The sequence below is a fragment of the Hydrogenophaga crassostreae genome, from assembly GCF_001761385.1.
GTDB lineage: Bacteria > Pseudomonadota > Gammaproteobacteria > Burkholderiales > Burkholderiaceae_C > Hydrogenophaga > Hydrogenophaga crassostreae.
In genome coordinates, this window is the sequence record NZ_CP017476.1 from 2,328,466 (window position 1) to 2,341,661 (window position 13,196).

The 13,196-nt window shown below is 58.8% G+C and carries 13 protein-coding genes; all 13 read left to right on the plus strand.

The window, feature by feature from the left end; translation table 11 throughout:
* Positions 1-49: 49 nt before the first annotated feature.
* The 13 genes from scpB to hflX all read left to right on the plus strand — a co-directional run bounded on the left by scpB (position 50) and on the right by hflX (position 13,158).
* Positions 50-808, plus strand: a complete 759-nt coding sequence (gene scpB / locus LPB072_RS10740) for an SMC-Scp complex subunit ScpB (protein ID WP_082876805.1) — start codon at positions 50-52, stop codon at positions 806-808.
* A complete protein-coding gene (locus LPB072_RS10745; protein WP_066087713.1) occupies positions 774-2,063 on the plus strand; it encodes a pseudouridine synthase in 1,290 nt (429 codons plus the stop codon). The genes scpB and LPB072_RS10745 overlap by 35 nt, the downstream gene beginning before the upstream one ends.
* A 93-nt stretch (positions 2,064-2,156) precedes the next feature.
* Positions 2,157-2,582, plus strand: a complete 426-nt coding sequence (gene ndk / locus LPB072_RS10750) for a nucleoside-diphosphate kinase (protein ID WP_066087710.1) — start codon at positions 2,157-2,159, stop codon at positions 2,580-2,582.
* Positions 2,583-2,693: 111 nt separating this feature from the next.
* Positions 2,694-3,863 carry a 23S rRNA (adenine(2503)-C(2))-methyltransferase RlmN gene (gene rlmN / locus LPB072_RS10755; RefSeq protein WP_066087707.1) on the plus strand — a complete coding sequence of 390 codons (1,170 nt, stop codon included), beginning with the start codon at positions 2,694-2,696 and terminating at the stop codon, positions 3,861-3,863.
* Entirely contained in the window at positions 3,860-4,729 is an 870-nt protein-coding gene (pilW, locus tag LPB072_RS10760; RefSeq protein WP_082876803.1) for a type IV pilus biogenesis/stability protein PilW, read from the plus strand. Before rlmN ends, pilW begins: the two co-directional genes overlap by 4 nt.
* Positions 4,722-5,660, plus strand: coding sequence for a helix-turn-helix domain-containing protein (locus tag LPB072_RS10765; protein WP_066087701.1), 939 nt, complete (start codon positions 4,722-4,724; stop codon positions 5,658-5,660). Before pilW ends, LPB072_RS10765 begins: the two co-directional genes overlap by 8 nt.
* 5 nt (positions 5,661-5,665) lie before the next feature.
* Positions 5,666-6,922, plus strand: coding sequence for a flavodoxin-dependent (E)-4-hydroxy-3-methylbut-2-enyl-diphosphate synthase (ispG, locus tag LPB072_RS10770; RefSeq protein ID WP_407927805.1), 1,257 nt, complete (start codon positions 5,666-5,668; stop codon positions 6,920-6,922).
* Between the two features lie 50 nt (positions 6,923-6,972).
* Complete coding sequence (hisS, locus tag LPB072_RS10775; protein WP_066088302.1) at positions 6,973-8,271, plus strand: histidine--tRNA ligase; 1,299 nt, start codon at positions 6,973-6,975, stop codon at positions 8,269-8,271.
* 48 nt (positions 8,272-8,319) lie between these two features.
* A complete protein-coding gene (locus tag LPB072_RS10780) occupies positions 8,320-8,994 on the plus strand; it encodes a YfgM family protein (RefSeq protein WP_066087695.1) in 675 nt (224 codons plus the stop codon).
* Between the two features lie 2 nt (positions 8,995-8,996).
* Complete coding sequence (gene bamB, locus LPB072_RS10785; protein WP_066087692.1) at positions 8,997-10,121, plus strand: outer membrane protein assembly factor BamB; 1,125 nt, start codon at positions 8,997-8,999, stop codon at positions 10,119-10,121.
* 123 nt (positions 10,122-10,244) lie between these two features.
* On the plus strand, positions 10,245-11,582 hold the full coding sequence (der, locus tag LPB072_RS10790; RefSeq protein ID WP_066087689.1) for a ribosome biogenesis GTPase Der: 1,338 nt from the start codon (positions 10,245-10,247) through the stop codon (positions 11,580-11,582).
* Positions 11,583-11,669: 87 nt separating this feature from the next.
* The gene (hfq, locus tag LPB072_RS10795; RefSeq protein WP_066087686.1) at positions 11,670-11,921 is read left to right on the plus strand and encodes an RNA chaperone Hfq; all 252 of its coding nucleotides are present in this window, start codon (positions 11,670-11,672) and stop codon (positions 11,919-11,921) included.
* A 52-nt stretch (positions 11,922-11,973) separates the two neighbouring features.
* Positions 11,974-13,158, plus strand: coding sequence for a GTPase HflX (gene hflX, locus LPB072_RS10800; protein WP_407927797.1), 1,185 nt, complete (start codon positions 11,974-11,976; stop codon positions 13,156-13,158).
* Positions 13,159-13,196 lie beyond the last annotated feature (38 nt).

The window sequence follows — 13,196 nt, forward strand, 5'->3', positions numbered from 1 at the left end:
AGAGTCAGCCCTCCGGCGCCCCTGGCCCGGCCATTGAATCACATCAGCGATGAACACCACGGATGCCCGACGGGTCCTCGAGACCGCATTGATCTGCGCCCCTCAGCCGCTCACAATTCGTGAGCTGGGTGTGCTGTTTGATGGCGAGCTTGCTGCTGACACCATCAAAACCCTTTTGACCGATTTGCAGCTGGAGTGGACGGGGCGGGGCGTCGAATTGGTGCAGGTGGCGACGGGTTGGCGTTTTCAGAGCCGCCCCGATATGCGACCGTTTCTCGATCGCCTGAATCCGGAGAAGCCGCCCAAATACACCCGAGCTGCGATGGAAACCCTGGCCATCATCGCCTACCGCCAGCCGGTTACACGTGGCGATATGGAAGATATTCGCGGCGTCACGATCAACTCGCTGATCATTAAACAGCTTGAAGACCGTGGTTGGGTGGAGGTCATCGGGCATCGCGAAACCGTTGGTCGCCCCGCCTTGTTTGCCACCACCCGCCAGTTCCTTGACGACTTGGGATTGGCCTCACTCGACCAGTTACCACCGTTGGAAGGTGGCGACGTGCAGGAATCTGCGTTGGATCGCCTGGATTTTGAAAGCCTGTCAGCCCAGATGCCGCTCGAAGAAGGGGCGGAGGTGGACGTTTCTGTTTCCGGCGAGCCAGAGAAAGATCCCGCCATCGCTGTTGACGGTGAGCCAATTGAAAGTGGCGAGCATGTGGCTGCATTGCCCCAAGATAGACCGACGCCCGATGCGGCGTCAGAGGAAAACCATGAAACCGGACCCAACCCAAAACCCCAAACCTGAGCAATCGCCCGAGGAGCCGAAAGGTGCCCGGGTTGGCCAGAACGCGCCGCCCGATGGCGGCGAAACGGGTCACGAAACGCGAGCATTGCGTTTTGATGATGTGATCAGCGGCGTGTTTGATGAAGAACAAGCCCAAGAGCTGCCTTTGCCTGCGAAGCGTGTGTTGCAACCCGAGCCCGAGACGCCCAAGCTGCACAAGGTTTTGGCTCAGGCAGGCATGGGTTCTCGCCTGGAAATGGAGCAACTGATACTGGAAGGACGGATTTCCGTCAATGGCGAGCCAGCACACGTGGGCCAGCGCATTCAGTACAACGACGTGATCAAGGTCAACGGCAAACAGGTGCGCGTGCGCATGACACCACCGCCACCTCGCGTGTTGGCCTACCACAAGCCGGCGGGTGAAGTGGTGTCCCACGATGATCCGCAGAACCGTCCTACGGTGTTCCGCCGCCTGCCCAGGCTGTACCAGGGTAAATGGCAGTCCGTCGGTCGGCTGGACTTGAATACAGAAGGACTGTTGTTGTTGACCAGTTCGGGCGAGCTGGCCAACCGTTTGATGCACCCTCGTTTTGGCCTGCAGCGCGAATACGCGGTGCGTGTTCTGGGCGCTTTGTCCAACGAGGAAAAACAACGCCTGCTGGACGGCGTTCGGCTCGACGATGGCATGGCGCAGTTCGCCAGCATCGAAAACGGTGGCGGCGAGGGCGCCAACTGTTGGTACCGTGTGACGATCGGCGAAGGTCGCAACCGGGAGGTTCGCCGCATGTTTGAGGCGGTTGGCCATGCGGTTAGCCGATTGATTCGAATTCGTTACGGCGCCATGATGCTGCCACGTGGCTTGAAACGGGGTGTCTGGGTGGAGCTCGATGAGCTCGATATCGCCAAATTGACCTCGGCCGCTGGTATGGAGCAACCCGCAGAGCCCGCCCCAAGAGGCCGCCGCCCTGTGGGCCGTGGCAAAGAAGCCACCGGCGGTCGCAATTTCGGCAACACCGGTAGCAGCAGGGGTGAAGTGCCCACCGGTATCCGCCGAAGCAGCATGTTTGCACCCAGGCCTGACGCGGAGGGTCCGGTCGGGAAAGGGGGCAAAGGACGCTCGGGACAGGGCGCTCAGCCAGACCCTTTAAAAACCTCGCTAGGCTACATTGGACAAGACGCCTTGAAGCGAAGCCGCGAGCAGGACGCGATGCGCGGCAAAGGTGGGCCCGGGCGGCGCAAACCTGGCGGTGGCGGCGGTCGCCAGGGTGGTCGCTGAGGCTCCCGAACAGGGACCTGCCGTTGTAGAATCAGCGGCTTTGCTGAACAGCAGAAATTGCACTCTTTTTCACTCATAAATTCAAGGACCATCATGGCCATCGAACGCACCCTCTCCATCATCAAGCCTGACGCCGTCGCCAAAAACGTGATTGGCCAGATCTACGCCCGTTTTGAAGCCGCTGGCTTGAAAGTGGTCGCTGCACGCATGGCACACCTCTCCCGTGGCGAAGCCGAAGCGTTCTACGCTGTGCACGCGGCGCGTCCTTTCTTCAAGGACCTGGTCGATTTCATGATTTCCGGCCCTGTGATGATCCAGGCACTGGAAGGCGAAGGCGCCATCGCCAAGAACCGCGACCTGATGGGCGCTACCGATCCGAAGAAAGCCGATGCAGGTACCATCCGCGCCGACTTTGCTGACAGCATCGATGCCAACGCTGTGCATGGTTCCGACGCCCCTGAAACGGCGGCTCAGGAAATCGCCTTCTTCTTTGCTGGCATGAACGTTTACTCGCGCTGATTCAGCGCGCCGAGTTATTCCATTGAGCAACACCGTATCCCGCTTTCATCCTGAGTTGTCGCTTTTAGCGACGGTCTCGGTGTGGGAGTGGGGCGGAATCGGAGGACAGTCATGACCACCGTGAATTTGCTTGATTTTGATCTCGACGGGCTGGCGGCCTACTGTGAGCAGTTGGGTGAGAAGCGCTTTCGCGCCGTTCAACTGTTTCGCTGGATTCACCAGAAAGGCGCGTCGAGCTTCGACCAAATGACCGATCTTGCGCGCAGCCTGCGCGAGAAATTGCCCGCGCTGTGTCACGTGCAGGATCTGCCAGTGCTATCGCGCCAAGCTTCTGCGGATGGCACCATCAAATGGCTGTTTGATGTGGGTGGCGGAAACGCGGTGGAAACCGTGTTTATTCCTGAAGAAGACCGCGGCACCTTGTGTATTTCGTCCCAGGCCGGTTGTGCTGTGGGATGCCGTTTTTGCTCCACCGGACACCAAGGGTTTTCGCGAAACCTGACAACAGGTGAAATCCTGGCCCAGCTCTGGCACGCCGAGCACTACCTGCGCAACCATCTCAAGTCGTCAGACCGCGTGATCACCAACGTGGTGATGATGGGCATGGGTGAGCCCCTGCAAAATTACGCGTCTTTGGTGCCGGCATTGAAGGTCATGCTCGATGACCATGGCTATGGCCTGTCGCGTCGGCGTGTCACTGTTTCAACATCGGGTGTGGTGCCCATGATTGAACGCCTGGCCAAAGATGTGCCCGTGGCCTTGGCGGTTTCGCTTCACGCGCCTACCGACGCGCTGCGTGACTCATTGGTGCCGCTCAACCTCAAATACCCCATTGCAGAGCTGCTCGACGCGTGCCGGGCCTATTTGCCTGCGGCACCTCGTGACTTCATCACTTTCGAGTACTGCATGCTTGATGGTGTCAACGATCAGCCAGAGCACGCACGCGCGCTTCTGGACCTGCTCAAGGGCCGCCATGGACACCGTGGGATCCCTTGCAAGATCAACTTGATTCCATTCAATCCGTTCCCCGACTCCGGACTGCTGTGTTCGCCTCGCCCTGTTGTGCAGGCGTTCTGGAAAATTCTTAACGACGGTGGGCTGGTAACCACCGTCCGAAAAACCCGAGGTGACGATATCGATGCGGCCTGTGGTCAACTGGCTGGTGACGTTCTTGACCGCACTGACGCAGCTCGCCGTTTGGCACAGCGCCGCGAATCGGTAGACCCCAACGCACCACGCCCCATCCGGTTCGTGAAACAAATCAAGGAGCAACAGGCATGACCCAGTTCCCCGTGAAAGCAATTAGCCCCCCCTTTGCATCGAGTGAAAACGCTCGCTCGCTCAGCTTGATGGCTTTGATCGGGATGGGTGCTGCAATTGTGATCAGCACCGGCCTGCTTTCAGGCTGTGCCGGAACGCAGGGCGTGAATGGCGCGTCTTCCGCAGAGCCCATAACGGAGTCTGACGAACCTGATACACGTAAGCGTGCGCGTCTTCGTACGACTTTGGCCACCAGCTATTTTGAGCAGGGGCAAGACACCGTGGCCCTTGATGAGATCAAGCAGGCGCTGGTGGCAGATGTCAACTATGGCCCAGCGTATGTTCTTCGCGGGCTTGTTTACATGAGACTGAACAACCCTGGGTTGTCAGAGGACAGCTTTCGTCGCGCCCTGCAAATTAATGCCAAAGACCCAGATGCCTTGCACAATTACGGCTGGTTTCTTTGCAGTGTGAAGCGTGAAAAAGAGGCGGTGGAGTTGTTCTCGCGCGCTGTGGCCAATCCTACATACAGTGGGCAGGCCAAGACGCTCATGACCAAAGGTGTCTGTGAAATCCGGGCCGGCCTTTTCAAGGATGCAGAGGAAAGCTTTGCCCGCTCCTATCAGCTTGATTCCACCAATCCGGTCGCAGGCTATAACCTCGCCGCGCTGTTGTTCAAGCGGGGAGAGAGCGAACGGGCCCAGTTCTATATTCGGCGCCTGAATGCGACTGAGTTGGCTAACGCAGAGACGCTGTGGCTGGGCATCAAAATCGAAAAACAAATGAAAAACCAAGAGGTCGCCGATCAGTTGGCGCAACAACTCCAGAAGCGGTTTCCCGACTCCAATGAGTTGAAAGCCTATCGACGCGGAGCGTTTTATGAGTGAAGGATGGGAAACGCTGGATGGGGGCGACCCATCCGGCCAGCAGGCTCAGCCGGCCACCTACCAGCCAACCGGGCTGCGCCAGGCCAGGGAAGCGACAGGACTGCATATCGCAGCGCTTGCCGCTGCACTAAAAGTGCCCGTCAAAAAACTGGAAGCGCTCGAAGCGGGGCGTTATGACGAATTGCCTGACCTCACCTTTGCAAGGGCTCTGGCTTCTAGCGCGTGCCGCCACTTGAAAATTGATGTCGCACCGATTCTTGACTCAATTCCCTATGCGCACGCTCCCGCCTTGGGGGGAACTGGTGCCAGCGTGAACACGCCATTCAAACCTGATCAAGGCAGCGGCGCGTCAGTTGCATTGTCCTCGCGGTTCAAGTCCCCCGCTGTCTGGATGACCGGTTTGATTTTGCTGGGGGCACTGGGCGTGGTTCTTTTGCCCGACTGGAACCAGTGGCCCGGCAAAGACCTGATCACCAAGGGAACCGACTGGATTGAGAGCTTCTCCCTTCCAGAAAAAGGCATGCTGGAGGCTGAAGTCGTTCTTCCCGTGGCGATTCCTTCATCGCAAACACCACCCGAAGGTGTTGAAGAGCCCACAATGGTCGCCGAAGACCCGGTGCCCGCAGCCGAAACCAAACCTGCCACTCTCAAGAGTGCGACCGGCCTGGGAGACGAGCGGTCTGCTGCGCCGTCCGGCAGCGTTCTGCATCTTGAAGCGACCGACGATTCCTGGGTTGAGGTAGTGGATGGCGCGGGAAAAGTGCAGATTCAACGTGTGATGCGCAAGGGTGATGTATTGGATTTTTCTGCCTCTCCACCATATTCGGTGGTGTTGGGCCGGGCTGATGCCGTGGCCGTGCAAGTGCGCGGAAGCGCTTTTGATGTGGCGCCATTTGCGCGCAACAGTGTCGCCAGATTTCAGGTGAAATGATGAGCATGGAAGCAGAGGCGATTCCTTTGGCCGGCGCATTGCCGCGCCGTTCGCGCCAGGGTCTTGTCGCCTGGGGCGACAAGCGCGTGACTGTGGGCGGTTCAGCGCCGGTGCGCGTGCAATCGATGACCAACACCGACACGGCTGATGCGGTAGGCACGGCCATTCAGATTAAAGAGTTGGCGCTCGCTGGCTCTGAGTTGGTTCGCATCACCGTCAACAACGATGACGCGGCGAAGGCGGTTCCCTATATCCGTGAGCAACTTGACCGCATGGGTGTGAGCGTGCCCCTGATCGGCGACTTTCACTACAACGGCCACAAGCTTCTGACCGATCATCCGGCCTGCGCAGAAGCCTTGTCCAAGTACCGCATCAACCCCGGCAACGTGGGGCGGGGCGATAAGGGCGACCGGCAGTTTGGACAAATGGTGGAGATTGCGGCGCGACTGGACAAGGCGGTTCGCATCGGTGTGAACTGGGGCAGCCTGGATCAGGATCTGTTGGCCCGTTTGATGGATCAAAATGCCCAGCGCAAGCAGCCTTGGGATGCCCGTCAGGTGATGTACGAAGCGCTGATCACGTCGGCGCTGGAATCGGCAGCCAAAGCCGAGTCCATCGGTTTGAACGGCAACAACATCTTTTTGTCCTGCAAGGTCAGTGGCGTGCAAGACCTGATCGCGGTGTATCAGGCATTGGCAAAACGCTGTGACTACGCCTTGCATCTGGGCTTGACCGAAGCCGGTATGGGCACCAAAGGCACAGTGGCTTCCGCTGCGGCATTGGCTGTGTTGCTTCAACAAGGCATAGGCGACACCATTCGGGTCTCGCTCACACCTCAGCCAGGCGAAGCGCGGACCCAAGAGGTCTTGATTGCGTCGGAGCTACTGCAGTCGCTGGGATTGCGTGTGTTCGTACCCAGCGTAACGGCCTGCCCTGGATGCGGCCGCACCACCAGCACCACCTTCCAGGAACTCGCCAAGCAAATTGACGACTACCTGCGTGCCTCCATGCCGGTCTGGCGTGCGCGCTACCCTGGCGTTGAAGGTCTGAAAGTGGCCGTGATGGGTTGCATTGTCAACGGCCCGGGTGAAAGCAAGCATGCCGATATCGGTATCAGCTTGCCTGGAACAGGTGAAGCGCCTGCAGCACCGGTGTTCATTGATGGCGAAAAAGCCCTCACGCTGCGGGGTGCTGGCATTGCCACCGAGTTCCAGCAGATCGTCGACAACTACATTGAGAAGAGGTTTGGTTCGCTAGCTTGAGCGATGCGCGGGTTGAACCCGTTGCAGCCAGGCACACGGCCAACAGCTACATGGCACAGAAAATCAGCGCCGTCAAAGGCATGAACGACATTGCCCCTCCCGCGTCAGCGCATTGGGAGTGGCTGGAAGAAACCCTGCGCACGCTGATGCAGCAGTATGGCTACCGCAATCTTCGCACCCCGATCGTCGAGCCCACGGCGTTGTTTGTGCGCGGTCTGGGTGAAGTGACCGACATCGTCGAAAAGGAAATGTATTCCTTTGAAGACCGGCTCAATGGCGAGCAGCTTACGCTTCGGCCTGAAAACACCGCCGGTGTGGTTCGCGCGGTGATCGAGAGCAACATGCTGTACGACGGAGGCAAGCGCCTGTACTACATGGGCCCTATGTTTCGTCACGAACGGCCACAGCGTGGTCGCTACCGCCAGTTTCACCAGTTTGGTGCCGAGGCCCTGGGCTTTGCCGGCCCGGATGTCGACGCCGAGTTGATTGTTCTCGCCTGTGATCTGTGGGCGAAACTGGGCTTGAAGGGTATCGCACTGGAAATCAACAGCCTGGGCCAGCCGTCTGAACGACAGGCGCACCGCCAAGCACTGATTGCCCACCTGGAAACCCAGGCTGAGGTGCTCGATGAAGACGCGCGGCGCCGTTTGCACAGCAATCCGCTGCGCATTCTTGACACCAAGAATCCGGCGATGCAAGCCGTGGTGAATGCCGCGCCGCGTTTGATGGATTTTTTGGGGGAGGCATCGCTGACCCACTTCAACCGTTTGCGTTCACTGCTGGATGCCCATGGCATCAGCTACACCATCAACCCGCGCCTCGTTCGTGGCATGGACTACTACAACCTCAGCGTATTTGAGTTTGTGACCACCGAGCTTGGTTCTCAGGGAACTGTCTGCGCTGGTGGTCGCTACGATGGGCTGATCGAACAGGTTGGTGGCAAGGCCGCTCCCGCAGTGGGCTGGGCTTTGGGTATGGAGCGGATTCTGGAACTGCTCAAGGAGCAGGGATTGTTGCCCGATGCGCCTGCCCCCGATGCCTACGCCATCGTTCCCGATGCCGGCAGCGCGGCTCAGGTGATGCCGGTTCTGCGGGCGCTGCGCCAAAAAGGTGTGAAAGTGCAAATGCATGCGGGTACTACCGAAGGCATGGGCAGCATGAAATCGCAATTCAAGAAAGCCGATGCCAGCGGGGCACGATTTGCCCTCATTTTTGGCACCGACGAATTGACGCAAGGCCAGGTCGCACTTAAGCCGCTTCGCGGGCCGCGTACCGAAGAGCCGGCGGGCCAGGCCCTTTTGCCGCTCGATGCCGTTGGCGGCTGGGCGGCGAAGCTGCTCGCCACCTGAACAAGCCTGGCACGCCTACAATTCCATCCATTATCAGTTCCGAACACCATGGCAAAACACCTCGACCTCGAAGAGCAAGAACAGCTCGACCAAATCAAACACTTCTGGGCCCAATGGGGCAACCTGATCACCTGGGTTTTGATTGCTGTGTTTGGCAGCATGGCTGCATGGAACGGCTGGAACTACTGGCAGCGCAGTCAGGCATCAAAAGCATCGGCTTTGTATGAAGTGCTCCAGCGCGCCACTTCGGCAGGGGATGCCGAAAAAATTGAACGCGCGTTCAACGACATGAAAGACGGCTTCGGGGGAACCACCTACGCGGCGCAAGGCGCGATGTTGGCCGCGAAAGCGCTGTTTGAGGCCCAAAAGGTCGATGCCGCACGGGCCGCGCTGACTTGGGCGATGAACGATGCCAATGATCCGGCCTACCAGGGCCTCGCCCGACTGCGTTTGGCCGGCATGGAAATCGATGCCAAGGCCTATGACCAAGCCATGAAATTGTTGGATTCAACCTTTCCCGCCGCATTGGTACCCCTTGTTCTGGACCGCAAAGGTGATGCCTTGGTTGCGCAGGGGAAAAACGATGAAGCGAAGGCCCTGTACCAGCAGGCCTGGAAGGCGATGCCCGACCGAATGGAATACCGGCAGCTGATTGAAGTGAAACTGGCTTCGCTGGGCGTGGACGCCACTGCCCTGGCCAATCCTGTGGAGGTGACCAATTGAAAATGCACAAACTCGCCCAGTCACTGGGGCTGGTCGGCTTTTTGGTGTTGGGCTTGAGCGGATGTGGCTCGACGCCTGAAAAGCTGCAGCCGGCCCCGTTGGGCTCTCCGGCCACTGTCCTTGATGCGGCCCAAGTCTGGACCGCCAAGATAGGGGAGTCGGCAGCCCCTCTGGCACCTGTTGTCGTTGGAGGCCGTGTGTTTGTGGCCAGTGCCAAAGGCAACGTCGCAGCCCTGGATGCAGAAACGGGTCGCGACATCTGGCGTGTGAGTTTGAATGCAGAATTGGGTGCGGGGGTAGGGGCGGATGGACAATCGGCCGCCGTCATTACCCGCGACAACGACCTTGTGACCTTGCGCGATGGTCGTGAGGTGTGGCGGATACGCTTGCCTGCGCGCTCGTTCACGGCGCCATTGGTTGCAGGAGGGCGTGTCTTCGTTTTGATGGCCGATCGCAGTGTGGGCGCGTACGACGGAAGCACTGGGGCCCGACTATGGACGCAGAGCCGCCCGAGCGAGCCGCTGGTACTGGGACAGGGTGGGGTGCTTTTAGCCGTGGGAAACACGCTGGTTGCGGGTTTGTCTGCGCGGATGACGGGGCTTGACCCGTCAAACGGCAACGTGCAATGGCAGGCCTTGCTGGCCAGCTCCCGAGGGACCAATGAGGTCGAAAGACTGGTGGATCTGGTTGGTTCTGTCAGTCGGGAGGGCGAGAGCGTATGCGCTCGTGCCTTCGGAGCAGCCGTGGGTTGCGTGGATACGAGCCGCGGCGCGACCATTTGGAGCAAGGTTGCCAAGGGCAGCAACGGCGTGAGTGGCGATGCCACCCGCGTTTTTGCCACCGAATCCGATGGCAGCGTTCAGGCTTGGCAACGTGACAATGGTGAAGCCGCCTGGCGCGTTGATCGCCTCAAGTTCCGTGATCTCACAGCACCCAAGGCTGTCGGACGTGCTGTTGTGATTGGTGACGCCAATGGCAATGTGCATGTCTTGTCGCGTGAAGATGGCAGTGACATGGCGCGTTTTACAACCGATGGTTCTGCGATCCTTGGGGCTCCTGTGGTGTCTGACCAGGTGCTGATCGTGCAGACGCAAAAAGGTGGCGTGTACGCTTGGCGCCCCCGTTAAGGGACCTTGCATTTTTTGCCTGGCACCTGTCAGCTTGTGATCTTTTTGGCCGTCCGGCCATAAATAGCAAAAAACCACCGTGCGGGATGCCGGTGGTTTTTTGCACTTGAAAGGTAACCGTTCGTGAAACCCGTCATCGCCTTGGTAGGGCGCCCCAATGTGGGCAAATCCACCCTGTTCAACCGCTTGACGAGTTCACGCGATGCCATCGTCGCCGACTTCGCAGGCCTCACCCGCGACCGCCACTATGGCAATGGTCGACAAGGACGCCGCGAATACATCGTGATCGACACCGGTGGATTCGAACCCGATGCTGGCGAGGGCAGCATTTACCGCGAAATGGCCAAGCAGACCAGGCAAGCGGTTGCCGAGTCGGATGTGGTGATTTTTGTGGTGGATGCCCGCGGCGGCATCAGCGCACAGGACCACGAAATCGGGCAGTACCTGCGTCGATTGGGCAAACCCACAATTCTTGTGGCCAACAAAGCCGAAGGCATGACCCAGGGTCTGCAACTGGTTGAGTTTTACGAACTGGGCCTCGGCGAGGTGATTCCAGTCTCGGGGGCCCATGGTCAAGGTATCCGCACCATGCTCGATCTGGCGCTTGAAGCCATTCCAGGCCTGCCGCCAGAAGACGAGGAAGAGCCCGAGATCGACACCAGCGTGATCCGTCTGGCCGTTGCCGGCCGTCCCAATGTGGGCAAGTCGACGCTGATCAACGTCTGGCTGGGGGAAGAGCGTCTGGTTGCATTTGACCTGCCGGGCACTACCCGCGATGCGATTTCTGTTCCGTTTGAGCGCGATGGTCAGAAGTTTGAGCTGATCGACACCGCCGGCTTGCGCCGCAAAGGGCGTGTGTTTGAAGCGATTGAAAAATTCTCGGTGGTCAAAACCTTGCAGGCCATTGAAAACGCTCACGTCGTGTTGCTGTTGCTGGATGCCGAGCAGGGGGTGACCGACCAGGACGCTCACATTGCTGGCTATATTCTCGAGAGCGGACGTGCGGTGGTTCTGGCCATCAACAAGTGGGATGCAGTGGATGCCTACCAAAGGGAGCAGGTTGAGCGTCAGATCGAAACCCGTTTGGCATTTCTGAAATTCGCTTCACTGCATCTGATCTCGGCAAAGAAGCGCCAGGGTCTTGGGCCGGTGTGGAAATCGATCGTTTTGGCCCAAAAATCGGCCATGCGCAAAATGACCACCCCGGTACTCACTCGGCTGCTGCTCGAAGCGACTGCCTTCCAGGCGCCGATGCGCAGCGGCATGTTCCGCCCCAAAATGCGTTACGCCCATCAAGGGGGCATGAACCCGCCTGTGATCGTGATTCACGGCAATTCGCTGGACAAAGTGCCGGATGCCTACAAGCGGTTTCTGGAGGGGCGCTTTCGGAAAGCTTTTGATTTGGTCGGCACCCCCTTGAGAATTGAATTCAAGACCTCAGATAACCCTTACAAAGACTGAGCGACCCTCAGTTTTACTTGGCTTGCCGCACATTGGGGTGTGGTAAGGTCCGATCCTTATCAACTTCTTTTGAACACGGAGCATATCGTGAGCAATAACAAAGGCCAACTCTTGCAAGATCCTTTTCTGAACCAGCTTCGCCGGGAACACGTTCCTGTGTCGATTTACCTGGTCAATGGCATCAAACTGCAAGGTCAGATCGAATCGTTCGACCAGTATGTGGTCCTTCTGCGCAACACCGTGACGCAGATGGTTTACAAACACGCGATCTCCACCATCGTTCCTGGTCGCCCGGTGCAATTTTCCGCCGCTGCACCAGAAGAAGCTCCCGCGCCTTGATTCCCCTTTTGAATCCGGCCGTGCTTGGTGCGGCTGCGGCGATGACATCGCCGTGAACGCGTCCTCTCCCTCTCAAGAAAAGCGCCCCTCAGTCATTCTGGTGGGGGTGGACTTTGGTCATGCCCATTTTGATGGCGAGCTGCTTGAATTGGGCTTGCTCGCCCAGACGGCGGGTTTTGCAGTGGCTGATCGCGTGAGCTGTAAGCGCCGCGCCCCTGACCCGGCCTTGTTTGTGGGTTCTGGAAAGGCCGAAGAGATCAAGATGCTGGCGCAGAGCACTGGGGCATCTGAAGTCTTGTTCGATCAGTCGCTCAGCCCCGCTCAACAGCGCAACCTGGAGCGCGCTTTGGACCTGCCGGTCAACGACCGCACATTGCTGATCCTGCAAATTTTTGCCCAGCGTGCACGCAGCCACGAGGGCAAGTTGCAGGTCGAGCTGGCCAAGCTTCAGTACCTGTCAACGCGCCTGGTTCGCCGTTGGTCGCACCTTGAGCGCCAAAGTGGCGGTATTGGTATGCGCGGCGGTCCGGGTGAGACGCAGATCGAGCTCGATCGTCGAATGATTGGTGAGTCCATCAAGCGCACCAAGGAGCGGCTGGAGAAGGTCAAAAAGCAGCGTGCCACCCAGCGCCGGCAGCGAGAGCGACGTGACGCCTACATGATCTCCCTGGTCGGGTATACCAACGCAGGCAAGTCGTCTCTGTTCAACAGCCTGGTGAAGGCACGCGCTTATGCGGCCGACCAGTTGTTTGCCACACTGGACACCACCACCCGCCAGCTCTACCTGGGCGAGGCGGGCCGATCCGTTTCTCTGTCCGACACGGTGGGGTTCATTCGGGATCTGCCCCACGGACTTGTTGATGCGTTTGCTGCGACACTGCAGGAAGCGGCCGACGCCGATTTGCTGTTGCATGTCGTCGATGCTTCGAATCCGGCCCATTTGGAGCAAATCCAGTCGGTTCAGGGTGTGTTGCGCGATATTGGTGCAGGCGATGTGCCCCAAGTGTTGATTTTCAACAAGCTAGATGCGATGGAGCCATCCACTTTGCCACGCGAATTGAGCGATGTCATGGAACTGGATGGGGTCAGCGTGTCTCGTACCTTTGTCAGCGCCCATACTGGCCAGGGCATGCCCGAACTGCGTGCGCTGCTGGCCCAGCGGGTACTGGCTACCCATCCGAACCAAGGCCCTGAATTGCCAGTGGCCCTGGATGAATCTGAAAAGCCCTTGCCCTGATTGGGCACAATGCGGACTCCAACCTTGAATCGAGCGAA

Excerpts from the sequence above, each read along its gene's own strand:
- scpB (WP_082876805.1), top strand. The coding sequence starts at position 50 with ATGAACACCACGGATGCCCGACGGGTCCTCGAGACCGCATTGATCTGC.
- ndk (WP_066087710.1), top strand. The coding sequence starts at position 2,157 with ATGGCCATCGAACGCACCCTCTCCATCATCAAGCCTGACGCCGTCGCC.
- hisS (WP_066088302.1), top strand. The coding sequence starts at position 6,973 with ATGGCACAGAAAATCAGCGCCGTCAAAGGCATGAACGACATTGCCCCT.
- LPB072_RS10745 (WP_066087713.1), top strand. The coding sequence starts at position 774 with ATGAAACCGGACCCAACCCAAAACCCCAAACCTGAGCAATCGCCCGAG.
- LPB072_RS10765 (WP_066087701.1), top strand. The coding sequence starts at position 4,722 with ATGAGTGAAGGATGGGAAACGCTGGATGGGGGCGACCCATCCGGCCAG.
- bamB (WP_066087692.1), top strand. The coding sequence starts at position 8,997 with ATGCACAAACTCGCCCAGTCACTGGGGCTGGTCGGCTTTTTGGTGTTG.
- LPB072_RS10780 (WP_066087695.1), top strand. The coding sequence starts at position 8,320 with ATGGCAAAACACCTCGACCTCGAAGAGCAAGAACAGCTCGACCAAATC.
- rlmN (WP_066087707.1), top strand. The coding sequence starts at position 2,694 with ATGACCACCGTGAATTTGCTTGATTTTGATCTCGACGGGCTGGCGGCC.
- ispG (WP_407927805.1), top strand. The coding sequence starts at position 5,666 with ATGGAAGCAGAGGCGATTCCTTTGGCCGGCGCATTGCCGCGCCGTTCG.
- pilW (WP_082876803.1), top strand. The coding sequence starts at position 3,860 with ATGACCCAGTTCCCCGTGAAAGCAATTAGCCCCCCCTTTGCATCGAGT.